The organism is Pseudomonas synxantha BG33R (assembly GCF_000263715.2).
GTDB classification, from domain to species: Bacteria; Pseudomonadota; Gammaproteobacteria; order Pseudomonadales; family Pseudomonadaceae; genus Aquipseudomonas; species Aquipseudomonas synxantha_A.
Window position 1 is genome coordinate 4355119 of sequence record NZ_CM001514.1, and the last position, 26741, is coordinate 4381859.

General features: G+C 63.2%; 14 protein-coding genes. 8 read left to right on the plus strand and 6 right to left on the minus strand.

Annotated elements, in window-relative coordinates; translation table 11 throughout:
* The first annotated feature begins 2 nt into the window (after positions 1-2).
* The 5 genes from minE (at position 3) to PSEBG33_RS08500 (ending at position 5027) form a co-directional block, all read left to right on the plus strand.
* Complete coding sequence (gene minE / locus PSEBG33_RS08515; protein WP_003175252.1) at positions 3-257, plus strand: cell division topological specificity factor MinE; 255 nt, start codon at positions 3-5, stop codon at positions 255-257.
* Positions 258-350: 93 nt separating this feature from the next.
* Entirely contained in the window at positions 351-986 is a 636-nt protein-coding gene (locus PSEBG33_RS08510; protein ID WP_005789965.1) for an RluA family pseudouridine synthase, read from the plus strand.
* Between the two features lie 171 nt (positions 987-1157).
* Complete coding sequence (locus PSEBG33_RS08505) at positions 1158-2447, plus strand: M18 family aminopeptidase (RefSeq protein WP_005789967.1); 1290 nt, start codon at positions 1158-1160, stop codon at positions 2445-2447.
* 153 nt (positions 2448-2600) lie between these two features.
* Positions 2601-2777 carry a hypothetical protein gene (locus tag PSEBG33_RS29610; RefSeq protein WP_005789968.1) on the plus strand — a complete coding sequence of 59 codons (177 nt, stop codon included), beginning with the start codon at positions 2601-2603 and terminating at the stop codon, positions 2775-2777.
* A 72-nt stretch (positions 2778-2849) separates the two neighbouring features.
* Positions 2850-5027 (plus strand): mechanosensitive ion channel family protein, encoded by a 2178-nt coding sequence (locus PSEBG33_RS08500; protein ID WP_005789970.1) that lies wholly within the window; start codon positions 2850-2852, stop codon positions 5025-5027.
* 410 nt (positions 5028-5437) lie between these two features.
* Here the strand turns inward: PSEBG33_RS08500 and PSEBG33_RS08495 are convergent, their stop codons facing one another.
* The 5 genes from PSEBG33_RS08495 to PSEBG33_RS08475 form a co-directional block, all read right to left on the minus strand.
* Positions 5438-5662, minus strand: coding sequence for an MbtH family protein (locus PSEBG33_RS08495; RefSeq protein ID WP_005789972.1), 225 nt, complete (start codon positions 5660-5662; stop codon positions 5438-5440).
* A gap of 82 nt (positions 5663-5744) precedes the next feature.
* Positions 5745-7142: an aspartate aminotransferase family protein gene (locus PSEBG33_RS08490; RefSeq protein ID WP_005789974.1), complete on the minus strand. Its 1398-nt coding sequence runs from the start codon at positions 7140-7142 to the stop codon at positions 5745-5747.
* 179 nt (positions 7143-7321) lie between these two features.
* The gene (locus PSEBG33_RS08485; protein WP_005789975.1) at positions 7322-8089 is read right to left on the minus strand and encodes an N-acetylmuramoyl-L-alanine amidase; all 768 of its coding nucleotides are present in this window, start codon (positions 8087-8089) and stop codon (positions 7322-7324) included.
* A gap of 123 nt (positions 8090-8212) precedes the next feature.
* Positions 8213-9532, minus strand: coding sequence for an ATP-binding protein (locus tag PSEBG33_RS08480; protein WP_005789977.1), 1320 nt, complete (start codon positions 9530-9532; stop codon positions 8213-8215).
* Entirely contained in the window at positions 9532-10212 is a 681-nt protein-coding gene (locus PSEBG33_RS08475) for a response regulator (RefSeq protein ID WP_005789979.1), read from the minus strand. The genes PSEBG33_RS08480 and PSEBG33_RS08475 overlap by 1 nt, the downstream gene beginning before the upstream one ends.
* Positions 10213-10388: 176 nt before the next feature.
* Between PSEBG33_RS08475 and dsbD the strand changes: the two genes are divergently transcribed.
* The 3 genes from dsbD to dsbG are packed head-to-tail and all read left to right on the plus strand — an operon-like array spanning position 10389 to position 13698.
* Positions 10389-12116 carry a protein-disulfide reductase DsbD gene (gene dsbD / locus PSEBG33_RS08470; protein WP_005789981.1) on the plus strand — a complete coding sequence of 576 codons (1728 nt, stop codon included), beginning with the start codon at positions 10389-10391 and terminating at the stop codon, positions 12114-12116.
* Positions 12116-12961, plus strand: coding sequence for a TlpA disulfide reductase family protein (locus PSEBG33_RS08465; RefSeq protein WP_005789983.1), 846 nt, complete (start codon positions 12116-12118; stop codon positions 12959-12961). The genes dsbD and PSEBG33_RS08465 overlap by 1 nt, the downstream gene beginning before the upstream one ends.
* On the plus strand, positions 12937-13698 hold the full coding sequence (gene dsbG / locus PSEBG33_RS08460) for a thiol:disulfide interchange protein DsbG (RefSeq protein WP_005789984.1): 762 nt from the start codon (positions 12937-12939) through the stop codon (positions 13696-13698). Before PSEBG33_RS08465 ends, dsbG begins: the two co-directional genes overlap by 25 nt.
* 115 nt (positions 13699-13813) lie before the next feature.
* Here the strand turns inward: dsbG and PSEBG33_RS08455 are convergent, their stop codons facing one another.
* Positions 13814-26710, minus strand: a complete 12897-nt coding sequence (locus tag PSEBG33_RS08455; protein ID WP_005789986.1) for a non-ribosomal peptide synthetase — start codon at positions 26708-26710, stop codon at positions 13814-13816.
* Positions 26711-26741 lie beyond the last annotated feature (31 nt).

Sequence of the window (26741 nt, forward strand, 5' to 3'; positions counted from 1 at the left end):
CAATGAAATTTCTCGACTTCTTTCGCGCCAACAAAAAGCCAAGTACCGCGTCGGTAGCGAAAGAGCGTCTACAGATCATCGTGGCGCACGAACGCGGCCAACGCAGCACGCCGGATTATCTGCCAGCCTTGCAGAAGGAACTGGTCGAGGTGATCCGCAAGTACGTCAATATCGGCAACGATGACGTGCATGTCGCTCTGGAAAATGACGGCAGCTGCTCGATTCTGGAACTCAATATCACCCTGCCCGATCGTTGATCGAAAGGGCGGTCGCCACGGCGGCTCGATCACCTTGATCCTTCGGGAACCAGGTGGGCGAGCCGCCGTTGGCGTTTGTTACGAGGCTGTTTAATGCCGCTGTCCAATATACATATCCTGCATCAGGACGACGCTGTCCTGGTGGTGAACAAGCCAACCCTGCTGCTCTCGGTGCCTGGCCGCGCCGACGACAACAAGGACTGCCTGATCACCCGCCTGCAGGAAAACGGCTACCCCGAAGCCCGTATCGTCCATCGCCTGGACTGGGAAACCTCGGGGATCATCCTGCTGGCCCGGGACGCCGACACCCATCGCGAGCTGTCCCGCCAGTTTCACGACCGTGAAACCGAAAAAGCCTACACCGCCCTGGCCTGGGGCCAACCGGAACTGGACAGCGGCAGCATCGACCTGCCGTTGCGCTACGACCCGCCGACCAAGCCCCGCCATGTGGTCGACCACGAGTTCGGCAAGCACGCCCTGACCTTCTGGAAAGTGCTGGAGCGTTGTGGCGACTGGTGCCGCGTGGAACTGACGCCGATCACCGGGCGCTCGCATCAGTTGCGTGTGCATATGCTGTCCATCGGGCATCCGTTACTGGGTGATGGCTTGTATGCCCATGAACAAGCGTTGGCTGCCTGGCCGCGGCTGTGCCTGCACGCAAGCATGCTCAGTTTCACCCATCCACAAAGCGGCGAGCGCTTGCGCTTCGAGTGCCCTGCCCCCTTTTAAGCTGCGAACACGGGTAAATGTGGGAGGGGGCTTGCCCCCGATGGCGGAGTGTCAGTCACTGTATTTGCTCACTGACACACCGCAATCGGGAGCAAGCCCCCTCCCACATTTGTTCTGTGCACTTCTGGCCATCGAACGGTAAACTCCGCGCATTGCTGTCTGGAGCTATTTATGCGCGAAGCGTTGAATCAAGGCCTGATCGACTTCCTCAAGGCCTCCCCTACTCCTTTTCATGCCACTGCGGCCCTCGCCCAGCGCCTGGAAGCGGCCGGTTACCAGCGTCTCGACGAGCGCGACACCTGGGCCACCGAGGCCAATGGTCGCTATTACGTGACCCGCAACGACTCCTCGATCATCGCCTTCAAGCTCGGTCGCCACTCGCCGTTGCAGGGCGGCATCCGCCTGGTCGGCGCCCACACCGACAGCCCGTGCCTGCGGGTCAAGCCCCAGCCTGAGCTGCAACGCCAGGGCTTCTGGCAGTTGGGCGTGGAAGTCTACGGCGGTGCGCTGCTGGCGCCGTGGTTCGACCGCGACCTGTCCCTGGCTGGCCGCGTCACCTTCCGCCGCGACGGCAAGGTCGAAAGCCAACTGATCGACTTCAAGCTGCCGATCGCCATCATTCCCAACCTGGCCATTCACCTGAACCGTGAGGCCAACCAGGGTTGGGCGATCAATGCCCAGACCGAGCTGCCGCCGATCCTTGCGCAATTTGCCGGTGACGAACGCGTGGACTTTCGCGCCGTGCTCACCGAGCAGTTGGCCCGCGAGCATGGGCTGAACGCTGACGTGGTGCTCGACTACGAGCTGAGCTTCTACGACACCCAAAGCGCGGCGGTCATCGGCCTCAATGGCGATTTCATCGCCGGTGCGCGCCTGGACAACCTGCTGTCGTGCTACGCCGGCCTGCAAGCCTTGCTGACCAGCGAGACCGACGAAACCTGCGTGCTGGTATGCAACGATCACGAAGAAGTCGGCTCCTGCTCAGCCTGCGGCGCCGATGGCCCGATGCTGGAGCAGACCTTGCGGCGCCTGTTGCCTGAAGGTGATGAGTTCGTACGCACCATTCAGAAATCACTGCTGGTATCGGCGGACAACGCCCACGGCGTGCACCCCAACTACGCCGAGAAGCATGACGCCAACCACGGCCCGAAACTCAATGCCGGCCCGGTGATCAAGGTCAACAGCAACCAGCGCTACGCCACCAACAGCGAAACTGCCGGGTTCTTCCGCCACCTGTGCATGGCCGAAGAAGTGCCGGTACAAAGCTTTGTGGTGCGCAGTGACATGGGCTGCGGCTCGACCATCGGCCCGATCACCGCCAGCCACCTGGGTGTACGCACCGTGGATATCGGCTTGCCGACGTTTGCCATGCACTCCATTCGAGAGCTGTGCGGCAGCCATGACCTGGCGCATCTGGTGAAGGTGCTGGGGGCGTTTTATGCGAGCCGCGACCTGCCCTGATTTGACCGGCAAAATGTGATCGAAATGTGGGAGGGGGCTTGCTCCCTCCCACATTTGGTTAGATGTACTGCCAAACTGACTTGTATCACCTGCACTTCCTGCAATCGCGCCTAGACTTGTCAAAACTTCCACTGCGACAAGGCTATTGCTCCCATGATTTCAATGTCCTCGTTCCACGCCATGCTTATCCCCATCGTGATCGGCATGATCATGCTCGCGGTCGGCTTCAACTTTCGCGATAAGCCCCTCGGCGTGTTCGGCATGTGGATTGGTATGCTGCTGATCCTGGGCACCGTGGTCTACAAGATCCTCGCCAAACTGGCGCAATGACAAATGCGCTCGCATTGGGGATAGCGGCCTCGTACACTCGGTCAATTCGTTGCTTTGAAGGTTGACCGCCTCGTGCTTTCCCGTCTGTTTGCCCTGCCCTGCTACCTGCTGATCGCCCTGCTCACGCTGCTGCCGCTGTCATCCGCCCAAGCCGTAGGCTTGCCCGGAATGCTGGGTGGTTCCAGCAAGACCCAACCCCAGGCTGAAGTGCCCCTGGGGCAGTCGCTGGACGAGGTGATCAAGACCCTCGAAAACGACCAACAGCGCACCCAGCTGCTGAGCGACCTGAAAAAGCTGCGCGCCGCCACGCAAAAGGCCCAACCCGCGACAGAGCAAGGTGTGCTCGGGTTGATCGGCAGCACGCTGTCGGGCTTTGAACAGCAGTTTTCCGGCGCCGACAGCCCATTGGGGCGCTGGTCCAATGAAGTCGACCTGGCCAAGGATGAACTGGGCGCGCTGATGCTGCCGGCCAACGAATGGCTGCCGATCATCTTTGGTTTTGCCGTGATCCTGGCAGTGTGGAGCCTGCTGGCCGCCGCGCTGATCTGGCTCAGCCACCGGGTACGCGAGCGTTTCGGCCTGCCCGAAGAGTTGCCGCAACACCCGCGCACCTGGGACATGCTGCGCTTTGCCCTGCGCAAGCTGGGCCCCTGGTTGATCGCCCTGGTGATCACGGTTTACCTGAGCTACGCCCTGCCTTCCTCCCTGGGCAAATCCCTGGCGATGGTGCTGGCTTATGCCTTGGTGGTCGGCACCTGTTTTTCGGCAATCTGCGTAATTGCCTTCTCCGTACTCGACGGCCCGCACCGCCACCGCGCCCTGTATATCCTGCGTCATCAGGCGTTCCGCCCGCTGTGGTGGATCGGCAGCTTCGCCGCCTTCGGTGAAGCCTTGAGCGATCCGCGCCTGGTCGAGGCGCTCGGCCAGCACCTGGCCCACACCGCCGCAACCGTGGCCAATGTAATGGCGGCGCTGTCCACCGGCGTATTTATCCTGCGTTTCCGCCGACCGATTGCACACCTGATCCGCAACCAGCCGCTGTCGCGCCGCCTGACCCGCCGCGCCCTCACCGACACCCTGTCGATCATCGGTACCTTCTGGTACATCCCGGCCTTGCTGCTGGTAGGTATTTCACTGTTCGCGACCTTCCTGTCGGCCGGCGACACCAGCACTGCGCTGCGCCAGTCGCTGCTGTGCACGGTGCTGCTGGTGTTGTGCATGGTGATCAACGGCCTGGTGCGCCGCCACGCCCTCAAGCCGCAGCGCGGGCACAAACGCCATGCGCTGTACTCCGAACGCCTCAAAGGGTTTGTCTACACCCTGGTGCACCTGGTGGTGTGGCTGGCGTTCATCGAGTTGGGGCTACGGGTGTGGGGCCTGTCGATGATTCGCTTTACCGAGGGTGACGGCCATGAAATAGCCGTGAAGCTGTTCGGCCTCGGTGGCACCTTGCTGTTCGCCTGGCTGATCTGGATCCTCAGCGACACCGCCATCCACCACGCCCTGACCCGCTCACGCAAAGGCCTGGCCAACGCGCGTGCGCAAACCATGATGCCGCTGATCCGCAACGTGCTGTTCGTGACCATCTTCATCATCGCCGCCATCGTGGCCCTGGCGAACATGGGCATGAACGTCACCCCATTGCTGGCCGGTGCGGGTGTGATCGGTATCGCCATCGGCTTTGGTGCGCAGTCGCTGGTAGCGGACTTGATCACCGGCTTGTTCATCATCATCGAAGACTCCCTGGCCATCGACGACTACGTGGACGTCGGCGGCCACCTGGGTACGGTGGAGGGCCTGACCATCCGCACCGTGCGCCTGCGCGATATCGACGGCATCGTGCACACCATCCCGTTCAGCGAGATCAAGAGCATCAAGAACTACTCCCGAGAGTTCGGCTACGCGATCTTCCGGGTGGCAATCCCCTACAACATGGAAATCGACGACGCGATCAAGCTGATGCGCGATGTCGGCCACGCCATGCGCAACGACCCGCTGCAACGCCGCAATATCTGGTCGCCACTGGAGATCCAGGGCGTGGAGAGTTTCGAGTCCGGCAGCGCGATCCTGCGCGCACGCTTCAAGACCGCGCCGATCAAGCAGTGGGAAGTCTCGCGAGCGTTCAACCTCTCGCTCAAGCGGCACCTGGATGAAGCCGGGCTCGACCTGGCAACGCCGCGCTTGAGTGTGCAGGTAGTGACGGCAGGCAGCGTGCAGGAAAAGGACCCGCAACCCAACACAACGCTGTAGCCCCACAGGTAACCACAATGCGAAGCGAGCCGCTCTTGATCTGCTTTTGATCTGAGGCGCCCCGTTAAACCACGCTGGCCGAACGCAGGCTTGAATCCGTGGGTAACCCGGCAGGACGCCGGGTTAGCCGCCCCGCGCCATGGATGGCGCGTGGCGGCGGCCCACGGATTCAAGCCGGAGTGAGGGCACACCGAGCATTAGCGAGGTGCCGAGTGGTGGGGCAAGAGCGTTTTGCTTACTTTTGCGCTCTTTTCAAAAGTGAGCCGCTGTAAGAGCGGAACCAACAGTGGCCGTTACCCAAACAACGGATATGTACTCGGTATGATCCAACATCCTGGTCGGCCCTGAGGCCGCCATCGGGGGCAAATCGAATCGTCGCACCGCCCCTCCCACATTGGATCAATGGTGAATCAGTTAGTCAGTGCAACAGCGTCCATCTTCTGGCGCAAGCTCAACGGACGCATGTCCGTCCACACTTCCTCGATATACGCCAGGCACTCCTTCTTCATGCCACTCTTGCCCACAGTACGCCAGCCTTCAGGCACAGCCTTGTAGTCAGGCCAGATCGAATACTGCTCTTCGTGGTTGACCACTACCTGAAACAGGATGTCGTCGCGGTCAAATACTGAGGTCATTGCTGTTCTCCATCGCTCAACGGCTGGCTGCGCACCACGCGCAGCGCTGATATCTGTAGAAACGTACCAGGCACCGCAAAAATTAAACGCCGGCAACCGCCGCCGCCAAGGCGCGCCCGAAGATCTCGGCCACCTGGTCGACTTCGGCCGCGGTGATCACCAGCGGTGGCAGAAAGCGCACCACGCCGCCATGGCGCCCGCCCATCTCCAGGATCAGCCCGCGCTTGAGGCACTCACGCTGCACCAGCGGTGCCAGCAGGCGATGCACCGGCGGGTGCCCCAGGCTATCAAGCGGGCCCGTCGGATCCACCAGCTCCACCCCCAGCATCAGCCCACGGCCACGGATATCCCCCAGCTGCGGGAAGTCGCGCTGCAGGATGCGCAGATGCTCGCACAGACGCTCGCCCATGGCCGCCGCATGACTGGCCAAGTCGTGATCCTTGAGGTAGCGCATCACCGCCGAGCCCGCCGCCATCGCCATCTGGTTGCCGCGGAACGTCCCGGCATGGGCACCCGGCAGCCAGGTGTCGAGCCAGTCGCGATACACCACCACCGCCAGCGGCAGGCTGCCGCCAATGGCCTTGGACATCACCACCACATCCGGAATGATGCCGGCGTGTTCGAAGGCAAACATCTTGCCGGTACGCCCAAAGCCGCTCTGGATTTCATCGACGATCAGCGCCACCCCCGCTTGCGCGGTGATACGCCTTAAGCCACGCAACCAATCGAGATCGGCAGGGATCACGCCGCCTTCACCCTGAATCACTTCGACAATCACCGCCGCCGGCAGCACCACCCCGGCTTCGGGATCGTTGAGCAGGTTTTCCAGGTAGTGCAGGTTGGCCCGCACACCCTGGGCGCCGCCCAGCCCGAACGGGCAGCGGTAGTCATACGGGAATGGCAGGAACTGCACACCATTGCCCAGCAACGCCCCCAGCGGCCTCTTCGGCCCCAGGCTGCCCATCAAACTCAACGCCCCCTGGCTCATGCCGTGATAAGCGCCCTGGAACGACAGCACAGTGCTGCGCCCGGTGGCGGTGCGCACCAGCTTCAACGCGGCTTCCACCGCATCAGTGCCGGTGGGGCCGCAGAACTGGATTTTCGCTTCCCGCGCCAGTTCCGATGGCAGCAAGCCGAACAGGTCCTGCACGAACTGATCCTTGACCGGTGTGGTCAGGTCCAGGGTGTGCAGTGGCAGCTCGTCGCTCAAGACTTGCTGGATCGCCTGGATCACCACCGGGTGGTTATGCCCCAGCGCCAGGGTGCCGGCACCGGCCAGGCAGTCGATGAAACGCCGCCCCTCGACGTCTTCCACATACAGGCCCTTGGCGCGTTTGAGCGCCAGGGGGATACGCCGCGGGTAGCTGCGGGCGTTGGACTCCTGCTGGCGCTGGCGGGCCAGCAGCGGGGTTTCGTCAAACTGGTAGAGCGTTTCCGCAGGCGCCAGGGCGTCTTCGATACGGCTGGTAGCGACTGACATCTCTCGATCCCTCAATACGCTGATGATGACCAAACTGCCGATCCGTTGGCGGCTGGCCCAAGGGCATGCGCACGGATTTCCTGTTCTGGAAACGCATCAGCTAGAACAGGATTTAGGGGGCGGTGATCGATAACTGATGAATGAAGATGCAAATGTGGGAGCAAGCCCCCTCCCACACTTCATAGCCCGCGATATTTGTCGTTCAGTGCATACAAGATCGCGCAGCTCTCTGCATCCAGGAACCCGCAATAATCCCTGGCCCGAAAGTGCATCTGGAACGCCCGGGTGCGCTGTTCAAAGGCTCGGCGATTCTGCGCGGGCTTGTAGCCAAAACGCTGAAACGCCCGCTCCACCTCAACCTCTGGCGGCAAGCCGACACAAAAGCGGCGCTGGTACATCGCCCGTGTGGGCTCATCAAACCAGGCCCCAATACCGGCCTCATGCAGAACACGCCAGGGCAGCCGCGGCCCCGGATCACTCTTGCGCCAATAGGCCACATCCGAATGCCCGAGCAGGTCAGTCGGGCCGACCTGCGGATAACGTGCAAGCACGTCGCGAACCAATGCAATCAGTACATCGATCTGTGCTTCGGGGTATTCGGGAAAGGTAAATACCCCCGCGTCATCCCGCGCCAGGTTGACGATTTCAACGCCAATCGAGCGGCTATTGAGGTCGTCCCTCCCCGCCCAATGGCTCACCCCTGCGTGCCAGGCGCGTTTGTCCTCATCCACCAGGCGAAACACGCGCAACTCTTCATAACCAGCAGCGCGGTAGCTGGATTCATCGGGGTCGGGCAGCAGATAGTGGGCGCTGACGCCATGTTGCGTAAGGGTACGCAGGGACGAAGCAAAAGGCGCCGCGGTGTAGTGCAGGATAACCTGCTGCACGGATTCGCCTTGGCGGTCGTTGAAATCCCTGGCAGGGAAACTGGTGTCGATAACCAACATAAGAGCCATCCTTTTCATTTCAGGCCGAATCATTCGGCCCGTTCAAGCGCAAAAAAATTACCGCCATCCTGAAGGGTTGAATGTCAGGCGGGCGGTAATTACTTGACACATGAAAAGCAAGGTTCAGCGGCGCAGCGGCATACCCAGCTCAACCCGCAAGCCGTCCGGCTGGCTGTCGAACGCAAGCGAGCAGGCGCAGCGCTGCACAATCGCCTGCACGATCGCCAGGCCCAGGCCGCAGCCTTCGCTGTTGCCATTACGCCAGAAGCGCTGGGTAAGGTATTGCAGGTCTTCGCTGGAGATCTGCTTGCCATGGTCACGCACGCGGAACACCACGTTATCCGGGGTAGAAAACACGTGCAGTTCCACGCGGGTATCGGCGGGGGTATGGCGCAAGGCGTTGTCCAGCAGGTTACGCAAGGCCGCGACGGCGAGGCCTACGGGCATTTCTACCGGAACGTGGGAGAGGTCCGGCGCAAGAATAAGATCGATACGGGAATTGTCACCGGCATTGGCGTCCTGGATCGCCAACCTGGCGACTTCTTCGGCACTGGACTGCAAGCCATCGTCAAACGACAAGCTGCCCTCCACCCGCGCCAACAGCAACAACTGCTCCAGCGTGCGATGCAAGCGGTCGGCGCCCTCCTCGGCGTGCGCCAGCGACTGGTCGCGCGCCGCGCCTTCGGTCATGCGCGCCACTTGCAGGTGGGTCTTGATTGCCGTCAACGGGCTGCGCAGTTCATGGGCCGCGTCACCGGTCAGGCGGCGCTCGCGCTCAATGGTCTTGGCGATGCGCTGCAACAGTTGGTTCTGGGTGTCGAGCAACGGCTTGAGCTCGCTGGGCAACGGGTGAATCTGCAAGGGTTCGAGAGAGTCGGCGCTGCGGCGCATCAAGGCGTCGCGCATACGATTGAGCGGCACCAGGCTCTGGCCGATGCCCAGCCACAACAGGCACAGGCAACCGAGCAATGCCACGCCGACCGGTACCGATGCCGCCAGCAGGATCGACAGGTTGAGTGCCTCACGCTCCACCTGGCGGTCTGCGGTGGTGATCAGCAGGTCACCCCGGGACAGGGTGAAACTGCGCCAACCCACACCATCGATCATCTGGTCACGAAAGCCACTCCTGCGCGACTCCAGACCTTCATCCGGGGTCGTGTGGCTGCGTGCCAGGATCTCGCCGCGCAAGGAACTGACCTGGCAGGCCATGCCCCCCGGCACATTCAATTGCTCGGTGCGCAAATGTGCACCACCGCTGACGCTGGCCAGACCCGGCATCTGCTCGGTAAGCCCGGCTACCATGCGCGCCGAGGCCACCAGGCGCTGGTCGAGGGAAAACATCATCTGGTTGCGCAAGTCATTGAGCATCCAGGCGGCCGCCAGCACCCAGATCAGCACAAAAGCGGCGCCCAGCTTGAACGTCAGGCGCAGGCGCAAGCTCATCACTGAGTGTTCTCTCCTGCATCAGCCGGCCCCAGGCGATAGCCCAAGCCCCTGACGGTCTCGACGATGCCATTGCCCAACTTGCGCCGCAGGTGATGGATATGCACGTTGAGCGCGTTGCTTTCCAGCTCATCGCTGAATCCGTAGATGCTGTCCTTGAGCTGCTCGCTGGACAACACACGGCCCTTGTTGTGCAGCAGCGCCTGCAACAGCGCCTGTTCGCGACGGGACAGGTCCACCGGCTGGCCATCCAGGAAGGTCTCGCGGCTGCTGGGGTCGTAGGCCAGGCGGCCGTGCTCGATGAGATTGACACTGCGCCCCGCCACCCGGCGCAACAGGGTTTGCAGGCGGGCGGCGAGTTCGCGCAGGTCGAAGGGCTTGAGCAGGTAGTCATCGGCGCCCGCTTGCAGGCCGTCGACGCGGTTGGTCACCGAGTCCCGCGCGGTGAGGATCAGCACGGGAATTTCCAGGCCCTGGCTGCGCTGTTGTTGCAGCAGCTTGAGGCCATCTTCGTCAGGCAGGCCGAGGTCGAGCACCATGATGTCGAACGCTGCGGCCTTGAGCATCGCCCTGGCGGCTGCGGCCGTGGCCACGCGCTCGACCGTAAAGCCCTGGGCACCGAGGCCGGCCACGATACCGCTGGCGATCAGTTCGTCGTCTTCACAGACCAGTACGTGCATGCTGAACCCTTCATGAAAGATGGGGGTGATTAGAAAAGTGCCAGATTAAGCGCGCATTATGCCGCTAAAGTTAACAACATCAGATTATCCCTACACTCTAGAATAGCGCCGGTTAATCATCGGTTAATCAGCGCCACACATTGTGTGCCTCACTTGCATCGAACTAAGGCTTGACCATGCGGCATCTGTTTACCTTTCTGCTGGTGTTGTTCGCGGGATTCGCCCAGGCAGCGCCGGGCAACCCCTTCGAAACCAAACCCGACTTTCTCCCGGTGGGCAAAGCCTTCACCTTTACCTCCGAACGTCTTGAAAGTGGCGAAACCCAACTGTATTGGCAGATAGCCGACGGTTACTACCTGTACCAGCAACGCATGAAGTTCGACGGTTTGGCCGAACAACCCGTGCTGCCCCAGGGTGAAGCCCATAGCGATGAGTTCTTCGGCGAACAGCAAGTGTATCGCCAGGGCCTGGAAGTGAAGATCCCGGCCGGCGCCACCGGCAAGGTCAAGCTGGGCTGGCAGGGCTGTGCCGATGCAGGCCTGTGTTATCCACCGCAGTCGATCACCGTGGACCTGGGCGGCAACCCGGCCGTAGCCGCTACCGCGCAGGCCCAGGACCAAAGCCTGGCCAGCGGCCTGCAACAACGCAGCCTGGGCTGGAGCCTGCTGATATTCTTTGGCCTGGGCCTGTTGTTGGCGTTTGCGCCCTGCTCGCTGCCGATGCTGCCGATTCTCGCCGGCCTGGTGGTGGGCAGTGGCGCCAGCCCGCGCCGTGGTTTTGCCCTGGCCGGTAGCTACGTGGTGTGCATGGCACTGGTGTATGCGGGCCTGGGTGTGATGGCCGCGCTGCTTGGCGCCAACCTCGCCGCGCTGCTGCAAACCCCGTGGATCCTCGGCAGTTTTGCCGCGCTGTTCGTGCTGCTGGCCCTGCCGATGTTCGGCTTCTTTGAATTGCAGTTGCCCGCCTTCCTGCGCGACCGTCTCGATAACGTCAGCCGCCAGCAAAGCGGTGGCAGCCTGGTGGGTGCTGGTGTGCTCGGCGCGCTGTCCGGCCTGCTGGTGGGCCCGTGCATGACCGCGCCCCTGGCCGGCGCCCTGCTGTATATCGCCCAGAGCGGCAATGCGCTGCACGGTGGCCTGATCCTGTTCGCCATGGGCATCGGTATCGGCATTCCGCTGTTGCTGCTGGTGACCGTGGGCAATCGCTTCCTGCCCAAGCCGGGCACCTGGATGAACGTGCTCAAGGGTATCTTCGGCTTCCTGTTCCTGGGCACCGCCGTGCTGATGATTCGCCCAGTGGTCGGCGACAGCCTGTGGATCGGCCTGTGGGGTGCGTTGGCGCTGGTGATGGCGTACTGCGGCTGGACACTGGCCCGTGAGTTCGGCCTGGCCGCCAAGGTGTTCGGCGCAGGTTCCCTGGTGCTGGGCCTGTGGGGCGCGATACTGGTGGTGGGCGCAGCCGGTGGCAGCGATGAGCTGTGGCAACCGTTGAAGGTTTACAGCGGCTCAAAGGTCGCCGGTGCACCGAGCGCTCACGATGCCTTCACCACCATCAATGACCCGGCCGTGCTGCAAAGCCAGCTCGACAGCGCCAAGGCCCAGGGCCAATGGGTGCTGCTGGACTATTACGCTGACTGGTGCGTGTCGTGCAAGATCATGGAAAAACAGGTGTTCGGCAAACCCGAGGTGATGGACGCGCTCAAAGACGTGCGCCTGCTACGCCTGGACGTCACCGCCGACAACGCTGCCAGCCGCGAACTGCTGGGCCGCTACAAGGTGCCGGGGCCACCGAGCTTCGTGTGGATCGGCCCGGACGGTGATGAACGTCGCGCCCAACGCATCACCGGCGAAGTGGATGCCGCCGCCTTCCTGCAACGCTGGACGCAAACCCGAGACGCGCGCTGATGTTGACCCTGACCATCGGCACATTCGCCATCGCCCTGAATCACATCCTGCTGATCAGCGCGCTGATTCTCGCCACCCTGGTGGGCTGGCGCGTGGCCAAGCGTGGCGGTGAGAACCCCGAATCGGTGCTGTTCAGCCTGTTCCTGCTGGGCATGTTGGCCGCCCGCGTCAGCTTCGTGCTGATGTACTGGAGTTATTACAGCAACGACTGGGTGGAGATGGTCGACTTGCGTGACGGTGGTTTCCTCGCCTGGCCCGGGATTATTGTGCTGATCCTCGGCGCGCTGGCGTATGGCTGGCGTCGCCCGGCCCTGCGCAAGCCGCTCAGCGCCGGGGTGATCACCGGTCTGTTGTTCTGGGGCATGGCCAGCCTTTCCCTCAGCCTGTATGAAAAAGGCACGCGCCTGCCGGACATCACCCTGCGCAACGCCAATGGCGAGGTGGTGCAACTGGCGGATTACCAGGGTGGCCCGCTGGTGATCAACCTGTGGGCCACCTGGTGCCCGCCGTGCCGGCGCGAAATGCCCGTGCTGGAAAACGCCCAGCGTATGCGCCCCGACGTGACCTTTCTGTTCGTCAACCAGGCCGAGAGCATGCAAAGCGTCAGCACCTACCTGGCCACCCAGGGCCTGAACCTGGACAACATGCTGTTCGACGCCAGCGGCCGCCTCGGCCAAGCCGTGGGCTCCATGGCCCTGCCGACCACGCTGTTCTACCAAGCCGATGGGCGCCTGATCAACAGCCACCTGGGCGAACTCTCCGAAGCCAGCCTGGCCCGCGCCATGGAACCCTTCGATGACACCACGACAAGGAAACCGACATGCCTCGCCTCCGCCACCTGCTGACCCTGCTGCCCTTGACGCTCGCCGCCTCCCTGGCCCAGGCCGAAGACTGGCCGGCGCCGATCAAACAGATCGAAGCCAAGGGCGCCAGGATCATCGGTAAATTCGATGCCCCCAGCGGCCTCACCGGCTACGCCACCCAGTACCAGAACCGTGGCATGGCCCTGTACCTGACCGCCGACGGCAAAAACGTGATCGCCGGCAACCTGTACGACGCCCAGGGCAATGACCTGAGCACCGCGCCTCTGGAAAAACTGGTGTACGCACCCATGGCCAAGGAAGTCTGGGCCAAGATGGAAAAAAGCAGCTGGATCCAGGACGGCGACAAAAACGCCCCGCGCACCGTCTACCTGTTCAGCGACCCCAACTGCCCCTACTGCAACATGTTCTGGGAACAGGCGCGCCCGTGGGTCAAGGCCGGCAAGGTGCAGCTGCGCCACATCATGGTCGGCATCATCCGCGAAGACAGCCCAGGCAAATCCGCCGCCCTGCTCGCCGCCAAAGACCCGCAAAAAGCCCTGCAAGAACACGAAGCCGCCGGCAAGGGCAGCAAACTCAAGGCGCTGGAAAAGATCCCGGCCGAGGTCGAGGCCAAGCTCGATGCCAATATGAAGTTGATGGATGAACTGGAGTTGTCGGCGACGCCGGCGATTTTCTATCTGGATGATAAAGGCGGGTTGCAGCAACAACAGGGGGCGCCTTCGCCGGAGAAGTTAGTGAAGATTCTCGGGCCAAAATAAGCGCCGCCCTCGCAGGTGCCATCGCAGGCAAGCCAGCTCCCACATTTGAATGTATTCACAACTCAACATGTGGGAGCTGGCTTGCCTGCGATGAGGCCCTGACAGGCAACGACGATTAAAGTCCCTCCAACTCCGCCATCAAATCACTCAACCGATCCACCTTCTCGGCACTGATCTCATTGGCCGCCAACCCGTCGATATACTCAGCCAACTCCGCCACCGTGCTGCACTCGAACATCGCCCGCAGCGGCACATCGCGCTGCAACGTTTTCTGCACCCGCGAGGCGATCTGCGTAGCCAGCAAGGAGTGCCCGCCCAGTTCGAAGAAGTTGTCCTGCACCCCGACCCTTTCAACCTTCAACACCTCGGCCCAAATTCCGGCCAGGGTGGTTTCCAGTTCATTACGCGGCGCCAGGTAGTCCTGGCTGTGCAGTTGGCCGATCTCCAGGGCCGGTAGGGCCTTGCGGTCGAGTTTGCCGTTGGCATTCAGGGGCAGGCGTTCAAGCCATAGCCAATGCAGCGGCACCATATATTCGGGCAGTTCGGCACGCAGGCGCTGCTTTATGCGGTCCAGGCGCTCGCCAGCGTTCAACGACTCATCGGCGGCCACCAGGTAGCCAACCAGATGCTTGCCGTTAACGCCCTCCTGAACGCCGACCGCCGCGTCGCGGACGTCAGGTTGTTCATGCAGGCGCGCTTCGATTTCACCCAGTTCGATGCGGTAGCCGCGAATCTTCACCTGATGGTCGATCCGCCCGACGTACTCCAGCACGCCATCGCTGCGGCGCCGAGCGAGGTCGCCGGTGCGGTAGAGACGTTCGCCCGGTGCGCCAAATGGGTTGGGCACAAAGACTTGGGCGGTGCGTAGCGGATCGCTGACATAACCGCGGCCGACCCCGGTGCCGGCGACACACAATTCACCGACTGCGCCCTGGGGCACCAAGTCGAGCGCACCGTCGAGCAGGTACAAACGGTTGTTGTCGGTCGGCGTACCAATCGGCAGGTAAGTGCCACGGGTCGAGGCCAGGTCGACGCGGAAGAACGCCACATCATCCGAACATTCCGCCGGGCCATAAGCGTTAACCAGACCAATCTGCGGATAGCGCAGTAACCACTGGTGCGCCAGTTCCGGTGGCATGGCTTCACCGGTGGGCAGCATCCAGCGCAGGCCATCGAGGCCGATACGCTCCTGGGCCAACATGCCCTGGATCAGCGACGGCACACTCTCCAGCACAGTGATGCCCTGTGCTTGAACGTGCGCCAGCAACCCCTGCGGATCATGGGCAATGGTGTTCGGCACAATATCTACCCGCGCACCAAACAGCGGCGCGGCGAGGAACTGCCAGACGGAAATATCAAAGCTTTGCGAAGCGGTCTGGGCGATCACATCCGCGTCGCTCAGCCCCAGATACGGCACCTTGCTCAACTGGTTATTAAGCATCCCGCGCTGTTCAACCATCACGCCCTTGGGCAAGCCGGTGGAGCCCGAGGTATAGATCACATAGGCAAGGTTGTCCGGGCCACTGTAGACACCTGGGTTTTCACCACGGGCGGGAATTTCCTCCCACACCAGCAACTGGCAATCGACCCCTTCGAGCAGTTCGATGGCCTGGTCCCGGCACGCCTCGGTGCACACCAGCAAGGGCGTGCGGCTCAGGTCAATGATGCGGCTCAGGCGCGGACCCGGCAGGCCCGGATCCAGCGGCAGGTAGCCGGCACCGGCCTTGAAGCTGCCGATGATCATGCCCAGCAGGTCCAACCCACGTTCAGCCAGCAACGCCACCGGTTGGTCCAGGCCCACACCCGCCGCAATGAGCGCGTGGCCCAGGCCATTGCTGCGGCGGTTCAGCTCGTCATAGCTCCATTGCTGGTCGAGGCAACTGGCGGCGATACGCTGCGGATGTTGCGCCACCTGTTGCTCGAACAACTCGATGTAGCTGCGCTCCAGCGGATAGGCATGTGCGCTCTGATTACAGCCTTCCACCAGGAATTCACGTTCCTGCTCGCCAATCAGCGGCAAATCAGCCATGTCGCCATGCAAGCCTTGCATCAGCGCCAGCAGTAGACGCTTGAACTCACTGAGCATCCCTTGCACGGTGCTTTCGTCGAAGTAGCGCTGGTCGTAGGACAGGTGCAAACCAAGGTCATCCCCCGGATAGCACACGGCAGTCAGCGGGAAGTTGGTGTGGGTACGCCCGGAATCGGACGTGGCATTGAGGCTTTGCGCACGGTCCAGCACCGAGACTTCCACCGGGGCGTTTTCGAACACGAACAGGCTGTCGAACAACGGCTGGCCCTTGGGCAATTCGCTGTGCTCCTGGATGGTCACCAGCGGCAGGTATTCGTACTCGCGCAGCTGCATATTGCTGTCGAGCAAGGCGCTCAACCACTGGCGTACGCTGCAGCGCTGGCCGTCCTCGGGCAGTTTCACCCGCAGTGCGATGCTGTTGATAAACAGGCCGACGGTACGTTGCATCTCGGGCATCTCTACCGGGCGCCCGGCCACGGTGACACCGAACACCACATCGCGATCGCCACTCAAGCGACGCAGCACCAATGCCCATGCCGCCTGGGCAAAGGTGTTGACGGTGAGCTGGTGCGCCTGCGCCAGTTCGCGCAGTTGCGCACCGTCGCGGGCATCGAGGCGGGTGTAGCAGTCGCCCACCACCATGCCGCCGCTGCCGCCGGCATGTTCGCGCAGGAACGGGCGATCGCTCGGGATCGGCGTGGTGCGTTCGAAGCCTTGCAGGTTGTGTTGCCACCACTGGCGCGCTTCATTGAGGTTCTGGCGTTGCAGCCAGGCAATGTAGTCGCGGTAGCGCGGCGGCGTCGCCAGTTGCGCATCGCGTCCCTCGCCCAGGGCCATGTAGATATCGAAGAAATCATTCATCAGCAGCGAACGGCACCAGGCATCGATGAGGATGTGGTGGTTGCTCATCATGAACCAGTAACGTGCCTCCCCCACGCGGATCAGGCGCAAGTGGAACGGAGCCTGGTTGAGCAGATCGAAACCGGCTTCACGCTCGGCCTTGAGCAACGCTTGCAGACGCGGTTCCTGCTCATCCTGCGGGTCGGCGCTCCAGTCCAGGTATTCAATCGGCGTACTGCCGGGCTTGTGGATCACTTGCAGCATGTCTTCGCCGACGTTCCAGCAGAACGAAGCGCGCAAGGCTTCATGGCGGGCGATCACCGCTTGCCAGGCCTGGGCGAAACGTTCGGGGTCCAGGGCGCTGTTGATGCGGTAACGGTCCTGCATGTAATACAGGCCGGTGCCCGGTTCCAGCAAGGTATGCAGCAACAGGCCCTCTTGCATCGGGGTCAGCGGGTAGACGTCTTCGATGGCGCTGGCCGGAACCGGCAAGGCATCCAGTTGCGCCTGGGTCAGGTGCGCCAAGGGGAAATCGGACGGCGTGAGGCCACCGGCGTCGTCCTGCAGGCAATGGGCGATCAGGCTGCGCAGTTCGGCCAGGTAGGCGTCGGCCAGGTTGCCGATGGTGTGCGCATCGTGGCGCTCACGGCTGAAGGTCCAGCGCAGCACCAGCTCACCGCCGTAGACCTGGCTGTCGACACTCAGCTCATTGGGCAGCGGTGCGTCCGGATCATGGGCCAGGCCGGCGGACTCATCCAGCGGGTGGAACAGCGCCTCGGCGCCAAAGCTCTGGTCGAACTGCCCGAGGTAGTTGAAGGTGATGTCGGCGCCTGGCAATGCCGCCATGCTGCGTTTGCACAGATCGTCCGCCAGGTAGCGCAGCACGCCGTAACCCAAGCCCTTGTGCGGCACGCCGCGCAGTTGCTCCTTGATCGCCTTGATCGAGGCGCCCTGCTCGGCCAGCGGGGTCAGACGCAACGGGTAGGCGCTGGTGAACCAACCGACGCTGCGCGTCAGGTCGATCTCATCGAACAACGGTTCGCGGCCGTGGCCTTCCAGCTGAATCAACGCCGAGTCGTGGCCGCTCCAGCGGCACAGCACACGGGCCAGGGCCGTCAACAACAAGTCGTTGACCTGGGTGCGGTAGGCGCTCGGCGCTTGCTGCAACAGTTGGCGCGTGGTCTCTGCGTCCAGGCGCACGCTGATCGTCTCGGCGTCACGATTGCGCAAGCTGCCTTGCGCACGTGCCACCGGCAGTGTCACCGCCGGGCCGGCCAACTGGTCCTGCCACAGGCTTAACTCTTCGCGCAGGGATTCGCTGCCGGCGTACGCCTGCAAACGCGCGGCCCAGTCGCGCAACGCGCTGGTCTTGGCCGGCAGGCTGACAGACTGGCCGTCACTGAGTTGGCGATAAACGTTTTGCAGATCCTCCAGCAATACACGCCACGACACGCCATCGACCACCAGGTGATGGATCGCGATCAGCAAGCGCTGCTGGCCCTGCGGCCCGTCCACCAGCAACGCACGCAACAGCGGCCCGTGCTCAAGGTCGAGGCTGCGCTGGGTATCGGTGAACAGCGCGGTGCATTGCTCCATGTCGCGCACCTGCGCCTGCATCAGCATGCCGCCTTCCGGCACGGCCAGGTGTTCGGCATGCCACTGCGCGTCGCGCCGGGTGAAGCTCAGGCGCAGCGCGTCGTGATGTTCCAGCACCGCCAGCAACGCTTGCTCCAGGCGATGGGGGTCGAGCAATTGCAACGGCTTGAGCACCAGCGCCTGGTTCCAGTGCTGGCGTGCCGCAATATCGGTGTCGAAGAACCAATGCTGGATCGGCGTAAGCCCAGAGCTGCCGGTCAATACACCTTGCTCGGCGGTGACCTGCTGCGAATGGGTGGCGACAGCGGCCAGGGTTTGCACGGTCTGGTGCTGGAACAGGTCACGGGGGCTGAAATGGATCCCGGCCTGGCGCGCCCGGCTGACCACCTGGATCGACAGGATCGAGTCACCGCCCAGCTCAAAGAAGTTATCGTCGAGGCCGACTTGCTGCACATTCAACACCGCGCACCAGATGGCAGCCAGGCTGTGTTCCAGCTCACTGCGGGGCGCTACGTAGGCTTGGCGATTGGCCTCAGGGTCCGGCTCAGGCAAAGCGCGGCGGTCGAGCTTGCCGTTGGCGGTCAGCGGCATACTGTCCAGCACGATCAAATGCGCAGGCACCATGTAGTCCGGCAGTTGCGCCTTGAGGTGCGCCTTCAGCGCCTCGCGCAAGGCGACAGGCTCGGCATCGCTGACCAGGTACGCCACCAGTTGCTTGCCGCTCGGTGCATCCAGGGCCAGCACCACCGCCTCGCGCACGGCGGCATGTTCGAGCAAGCGCGTTTCAATCTCGCCCAACTCGATACGGAAACCACGAATCTTCACCTGGTGGTCGATACGCCCCAGGTATTCCACCAGGCCATCGGCGCGTTGGCGCACCAGGTCGCCGGTGCGGTACAGGCGCCCGCCCTTGGCGGCAAACGGATCGGCGACAAACCGCTCCGCCGTCATCCCTGGCCGGCGGTGGTAACCCTGGGCCAGGCCGGCACCGCCGATATACAACTCACCACTGGCGCCTTGGGGCACCAGCGCCAGGTCGGCGTCGAGAATGTAGGCCACGCGCGCACCGATGATGCTGCCGATCGGCACGCTGCCGGCGCCCTCTTCCAACTGCTGCGGCGCCAGGCTGGCCAGCGGCATCACCACGGTTTCGGTGGGGCCATAGGCGTTGAAGAACACCTCAGGCATGAACGCCGCACGAATACGTTGCAGGTGCTCGCCGGTCAAGGCTTCGCCACCGGTGATGCACATGCGCACCGGCAAGGTCTGCTGCCGGGTCGCCAGCCACTGCGCCAACTGGCTGCCATAGCTGGGGGTAAAGCCAAGGATATTGATGCGATGGGTACGAATCAGCGCGCAGATTTCTTCGGCATCCCACTGGCCCTGGGCGCGCAATACCACCTGGGCACCGCTGAGCAGCGGCACCAACAAACGCTCGGTGGCGGCGTCGAAGTTGATCGAATAAAAGTGCAGCTCGCAGTCATCCGGGCGCATACCGAACCGTTCGATCACCGCCTGGCAATGCATGGCGATTTCACCGTGGGACACCACCACGCCTTTCGGCTTGCCGGTGGAGCCGGAGGTATAGATCAGGTACGCCTGGTGTTGCGCCAGGCTCACAAACGGCAGCGCATCGGCAGGGTAATTCTCCAGCACCGGCAGGTCGTCTTCCAGGCACCAGCACGCCACGGTCGTCGGTAATTCGCCGAGTGCTTCGAACATCGCCGCATCGCTGAGCAGCAAGCCGATGTCGCTGTCCTCGATCATGTAATGCAGGCGGTCCAGCGGGTATTCCGGGTCCAGCGGCACGTAGGCGCCACCGGACTTGAGGATCGCCAGCAGGCCGACGACCATTTCCAGCGAGCGCGGCAGTGCCAGGCCGACCCGTACCTGCGGGCCCACCCCGCGCTCGCGCAGCATCCAGGCCAGGCGGTTGGCGCGGGCGTCCAGCTCAGCATAAGTGAGCGTCACACCGGCAAAGGTCAGCGCTGGGGCATCGGCACGCTGGCTGGCTTGATGGCTGAACAGCTGATGGATGCATTGGTCGAGGCGATGCTCGCCCTTCTCAACCCCGAGACTGTCCTGCAATGCGCGCTGTTCATCTGCGCTCAGCAACGGCAATTCGCTGAGACGCTGCTGCGGGTTGGCAATCAAGGCTTGCAACAGGTTGCGCCAATGTTCGGCCATGCGCGCAATGCGCGGTTCATCGAACAGGTCGGTGCTGTAGGTCAGGCAGCAACCCAGGCGATGGTCGAGGTCGGTGACTTCCAGGTTAAGGTCGAACTTGGTCGCCCGCGCATCGTTGGCCAGGTACTCGACGGTCATGCCCGCCAGTTGGCGGCTCTGCTGGAACTCCCAGCGCTGCACGTTGCACATCACCTGGAACAGCGGGTTGTACGCCGCGCTGCGCGGCGGTTGCAGGGCTTCGACCAGATGGTCGAACGGGAGGTCCTGATGAGACTGGCCCTCGATCACAGTGTGGCGCACCTGCTCGAACAGTGCGGCGACACTCATTTGCCCATCGAGCTGGCAACGCAGCACCTGGGTGTTGAGGAACGCGCCGATCAGCCCTTCGCTTTCCGGACGAATGCGGTTGGCGACCGGCGCGCCGATGCGCAGGTCGGTCTGGCCGCTGTAGCGGTAGAGCAACACGGCCAGGGTGGCGGTCATGGTCATGAACAGCGTGAGGCCGCGCTCGGCATTGAAGGCGCGCACGCGGGCCGCCAACTCATCGCTCAGGTCAAAGCGGTACAGCTCGCCCTGGTGGCTTTGTACCGTAGGCCGTGGGCGGTCGCCGGGCAGCTCCAGCAGAGGATGTTCAGTGCCCAGTTGCGCGGTCCAGTAATCCAGCTGGCGTTGGCGCTCACCGGACTCCAGCCACTGGCGCTGCCACACGCTGTAGTCGAGGTACTGCACCGGCAGCGGCGCCAGCGGCGAATCGCGTTCGTCGATAAAAGCTTCGTACAAGGCGCTGAGTTCACGGGCGAAGATGTCCATGGCCCAGCCTTCGGTGACGATATGGTGCAGGGTCAGCACCAGGTAGTGTTCCTGCTCGTCGGCCTTGACCAGGCAGGCTCGCAACAGCGGCCCGGTTTCCAGGTTGAATGGCGTGTGCGCTTCCTGATCAGCCAGTTGCTGCAAGCGCTGTTGGCGCTCGGTTTCGTTCAGTGCGCAGAAGTCCTGCCAGTCCATGCGTACAGCGGTCTGCGGCGAAACCTTCTGGTATGCCACGCCGTCAACGCTCGGGAAGGTGGTACGCAGGGTTTCGTGACGCATGATCAATGCCTGCAACGCCGCCTCGAAACGTTGCACATCCAGCACGCCGCGCAGGCGCGCCATGCCGCCGACGTTGTAGGCCGGGCTGTCCGGTTCCATCTGCCAGAGGAACCACATGCGCTGCTGGGAATAGGACAACGGCACCGGCGCGCTGCGGTCGACCTTGGCGATTGCGCTTTGTTGATTGCGCTGCCCCGCCGCCTGGATCAGCCCGACCTGCTCGACAAAGGCGCCCAACTCACTGGCTTCGAACAGGGTGCGCAACGGCAGCTCTACGTCACACGCCTGGCGGGTGCGCGAGATGATTTGCGTGGCCAGCAACGAGTGCCCGCCCAAGGCGAAGAAGTCATCGCGCAGGCCAATGCGCGGCAGGCCCAAGACCTCGCGCCAGATCGCGGCGATTTGCAGCTGCAACGGTGTGTGCGGTTCGACGTGTTCGCGGGTTTGCCAGACCGGCTCGGGCAAGGCGCGCCGGTCGAGCTTGCCGCTGGGGCTCAGGGGCATGGCGTCAAGGCGCATCAGCAGCGCGGGCACCATGTATTCCGGCAATTGGGCGGCCAGGGCGGTTTTGACCTGTTGCTCATCCAGTTCGGTGTGGGCGGTGTAATAGCCGATCAACTGCGCGTCGCGCACCAGCACCACGGCTTGGACGATACCGTCCTGGGCCAGCAGGCGTGCTTCGATTTCTTCCGGTTCCACCCGGAACCCACGCAGTTTGACCTGCTGGTCCAGGCGCCCGAGGTATTCAAGCACGCCATCGGCACTCCAGCGCGCCCGGTCACCGGTGCGATACAGGCGTGCGCCCGCCTCACCCAAGGGGTCGGCGACAAAGCGTTCGGCCGTCAGCCCGGCACGACCAAGATAACCACGCGCCAAGCCGATGCCGCCGATGCACAACTCGCCCGGCACCCCGGCCGGCAGCGGGTTGAGCTGCTCGTCGAGCACGCGGCAGATCACATTGCCCAACGGCCGACCAATCGGCGAGCGCTCACCATCGGTGGCGGAGCAATGCCAATGAGTAACGTTGATTGCGGTTTCGGTCGGGCCATAACGGTTGTGCAGTTGCACTGCCGGCAACTGCGCCAACACGCGGTTGCGCAACTCGGCAGGCAAGGCTTCGCCGCCGGAGAACATACGGCGCAGGCTGGTGCATTCAGCTGCCAGCGGTTCATCGATAAACAGCTGTAACAACGGTGGCACGAAGTGCAGCGTGGTCACGCCATGTTCCTGCACCAACTGCGCGATGCGGTGCGGGTCGCGGTGTTCACCCGGCCCCGCGAGCACCAGGCGGCAACCGGTGATCAGCGGCCAGAAACACTCCCACACCGACACGTCGAAACTGATCGGCGCCTTTTGCATCAGCACATCGGTTTCATTCAATTGATAGGTGGCCTGCATCCACTGCAAACGCTCAGCCAGCGCGCCATGGGTGTTGCCCACGCCTTTGGGCTGGCCGGTGGAACCGGAGGTATAGATCACGTAGGCAAGGTTGTCGCCATGCAGGTGCAGGCCTGGCGCTTGGGTCGGCCAGTTGTCGAGGTGCAGGCTGTCCATGGCAATCACGCACACGCCTTCGGCAGTCGGAAACTGCTCCAGCAAGGTGGTTTGGGTCAGCAGCAGGTGTACGCCACTGTCCTTGAGCATGTAGGCCAGGCGCTCGGCAGGGTAATCCGGATCGAGCGGCACGTAGGCGCCACCGGCCTTGATGATGGCCAGCAGGCCGATCAGCAGTTGCGGCGAACGCTCGGCGGCGATGGCCACACACACGTCCGGGCCGACGCCTTTGTCGCGCAGATAGTGAGCCAGGCGGTTGGCCTGGGTATGCAGTTGGGCGAAGGTCAGGCTGCCGTGCTGCCAGACCAGCGCAGTGGCGTCCGAAGTCTGTTGGCTGAGCAACTCAGGCAACCACTGCCGGGCCGGCTCGCAGGGCGCTTCGCCCCAGGGTTGCTGCTGGCCGGGCGGCATCAACGGCAGGTCGCCGATGGCCTGTTGCGGTTGCTCGCAGACCGCTTGCAACACGCTGACGTAGTGCTCGGCCAGGCGCTGGATAGTCGCGCTTTCGAACAGCTCATCGGCGTAGTCGAACGACAGGCTGAAGCGCCCGTTGCGGTCTTCTTCGCTATGCAGTTGCAGGTCGAACTTGGCTTCGCGGCTGTGCCATGGCAGTTCATCAGCCAACAGGCCCGGCAAGCGGCGCAAGGCACTCAGGTCACGTTGCTGGTGGTTGAACATCACCTGGAACAGGCCCTGTTCACGGGCCTGGGGGAAGGCTTCCAGTAATTGTTCGAAGGGCAAGTCCTGATGGGCCTGGGCCCCCAACGCACTGTGGCGGGTGGCGGCCAACAGTTGGTCGAACGGCAGGCGTCCGTCCAGCTCGGCACGTAGTACCAGGGTGTTGATAAAGAAACCGATCAGACCCTGGGTTTCTTGGCGCGGGCGGTTGGCATTGGGCACGCCGATGCGAATATCGCGCTGGCCGCTGTAGCGATGAAGCAAGGTCTGGAACGCCGCCAGCAACAGCATGAACGGGGTCGACTCATGAGCCTGGGCGGTTTGGCGAATCGCGGCGCTGAGGCGTGTATCCAGACGCAGGCTATGCCGCGAGGCGCTGTGCCGATGCTGGGCCGAACGCGGATGATCGGTGGCCAGGTTCAAGGCCGGATGCTCGTCACCCAACTGCGCCGTCCAGTACGCCAACTGGCGCGAGCCTTCGCCTTCGGCCAGCCATTGGCGCTGCCAGCTGCCGTAGTCGGCGTAGTGCAGGGCCAGCGGTGGCAGCTCAAGGGGCTGCCCTTGGACAGCAGCGGCGTACAGGCGCGAGAACTCGTCGATCAGGATATTCAGCGACCAGCCGTCGGCAATGATGTGGTGCAGCGTCACCAGCAGTTGGTGGTCTTCATCGTCCAGGCGCACCAGGGTGACCCACAGCAGCGGGCCTTTCTCCAGGTCGAATTGGGTACGCGCTTCATCCTCGCGAATCTGCTGCGCATGCGCTTCGCGCTCGGCAGCGGGCAAGTCACTGAGGTCGATGACTTGCAGCGCAAAATCCGTCGCGGCCTCGACACGCTGAAAGCCCTGACCCTCGCGCTCGTAAAAGCGCGTACGCAAGGCTTCGTGGCGTTGGATCAGTTGCTGGAAGCTTGCGCGCAACGCCTCTTCATCCAGCTCGCCACGCAGGTGCAAGGCGCCGGGAATGGTGTAGGCGCTGCTGTGCGGGTCCAACTGCCAGGTGATCCACAGGCGGTTCTGTGCCAGCGACTGGGGCAGCTCTTCCTGGCGCGGCAACGCGTGAATCACGCCCTGGGCGACGCCGCCGTCCTGTTGCAATTGCGCCACGCCCGCCGCAAAGGCAGACAGCGTCGGTGCTTCGAACAGCAGGCGCAGGTTCAGTTCCAGGCCCAGGGTTTCACGCAGGCGGGCGACCACTTGAGTGGCGCTGATGGAGTTGCCACCCAGCAGGAAGAAATGGTCATCGGCGGCCACGCCGGGCAGTTGCAGTTGCTCGCACCAGATCGCCGCGATCCGTTGTTGCAGATCAGACGCCAGCGCCGCGCCGCTCGCAGCCTCTTGTACTCCGGGGAATTGCGCATAGCTATCGAGGCTGCCATCGGCGTGGCGAATCGCACAGGCTGCGCGCTGTACCTTACCGCTGGACGTCTTCGGCAGCGCACCGGGGTTAAGCAGCACCACCACGCTCGGGGCTTGCTGGCAGGACTCGGCCACCGCTTGGCGGATCGCTTTGATCAGTGCTTCTGGCGGCAGGATTTTCTGCACGCTGCGGCTGATTTCCGCAGCAATGCCGATGCCCTCCAGGCCCTGGTCATTCACGGCAAAGGCGGCGACGCGACCTTTGCGCACCACCTCCACTTCACGCTCGATGGTCTGTTCAATGTCCTGGGGGTAGAGGTTGTGGCCGCGCACGATCAGCAGGTCTTTGAGGCGACCGGTGATATACACCTGGCCGTCACGGATGAAACCCAGGTCACCGGTGCGCAACCAGGTGCGGCCAGCGTGCTGGACGAAGGTCTTGGCGCTGGCTTCGGGGTTGCGCCAGTAACCGTGGGCGATACTCGGCCCCGTGGCCCAGAGTTCGCCGACACAGTTGTCGGCAAGCTCGGTGAGGGTATGCGGGTCGGCGATCAGCACAGCGTGGTCCGGCTGGCTGGTGCCGCAACTCATGATCGCACTGCCCTGGCCCGGTTCGGCACGGTTGGCGGCCAGCGCTTGCTCGTCCATGTGCATCGCGGGAATGCCGCAACCACGGGTGCCGCCGGCTACAAACAGGGTCGCTTCGGCCAAACCGTAGGAGGCGAAGAAGTTGTTCGGGGTGAAACCGCAGGCGGCGAATTTTTCCGCGAAGCGCTCCAGGGTATCGAGGCGAATCGGCTCGGAACCGGAATAGGCCACGCGCCAGCGGCTCAAATCCAGGCGTTCGAGGGCCGACTCGCTGACCCGCTCGCTGCACAGGCGGTAGGCGAAATCCGGGCCGCCACTGATGGTGCCGCCGTATTCGCTGATCGCTTGCAGCCAACGCAACGGTCGGCCGAGAAAATAGGCCGGCGACATCAACACACAGGGCACGCCGCTGAAAATCGGTTGCAGCAGGCCACCGATCAGGCCCATGTCGTGATACAGCGGCAACCAGCTGACGATCACGTCATCGGGGTTGAGGTCGATACCGAAGCCACGGCGGATCAGCACTTCGTTGGCCACCAGGTTGCCATGGCTGACTTGGACGCCCTTGGGCAAGGCGGTGGAGCCCGAGGTGTATTGCAGGAAGGCGATGTCGTCGGCCTGCAACCGGGGCTCGACCCAGCGCTCGGCAAGCTGCGCCTCCAGAGTATCCACGCTCAGTACCGGCGGCGCATTTTCAATCTGCGCCAGGTCCTCGCTGAGGCTGGCAATCGTCAACAACAGGCGCGGCTCGGCATCGCTGATGATCGACAGCAGGCGCTCCTGATGATGGCGGCGCGTGGACTCCGGCGGATACGCCGGCACCGCAATCACCCCGGCGTACAGGCACCCAAAGAACGCTGCGACGTAGTCCGGGCCGCTGGGGAACAGCAGCACCGCCCGTTCGCCAAGGCCGGCATTGGCTTGCAAGGCGGCGGCGATGGTGCGGGCGCGTTGGTCCAGGTCGCGGTAACTGAGTACCACACTGTGCTCGGCGCTGTCGGCGAGGAAGCGCAACGCGACCTGATCCGGTGTCTGTGCAGCGCGGCGTTGAAGGGACTGGACCAGGGTGCGGGGGAGTTCGAAGGCGTCCATCATGGGGTTCCTGCCTGAAATCGGCTTACGGGAA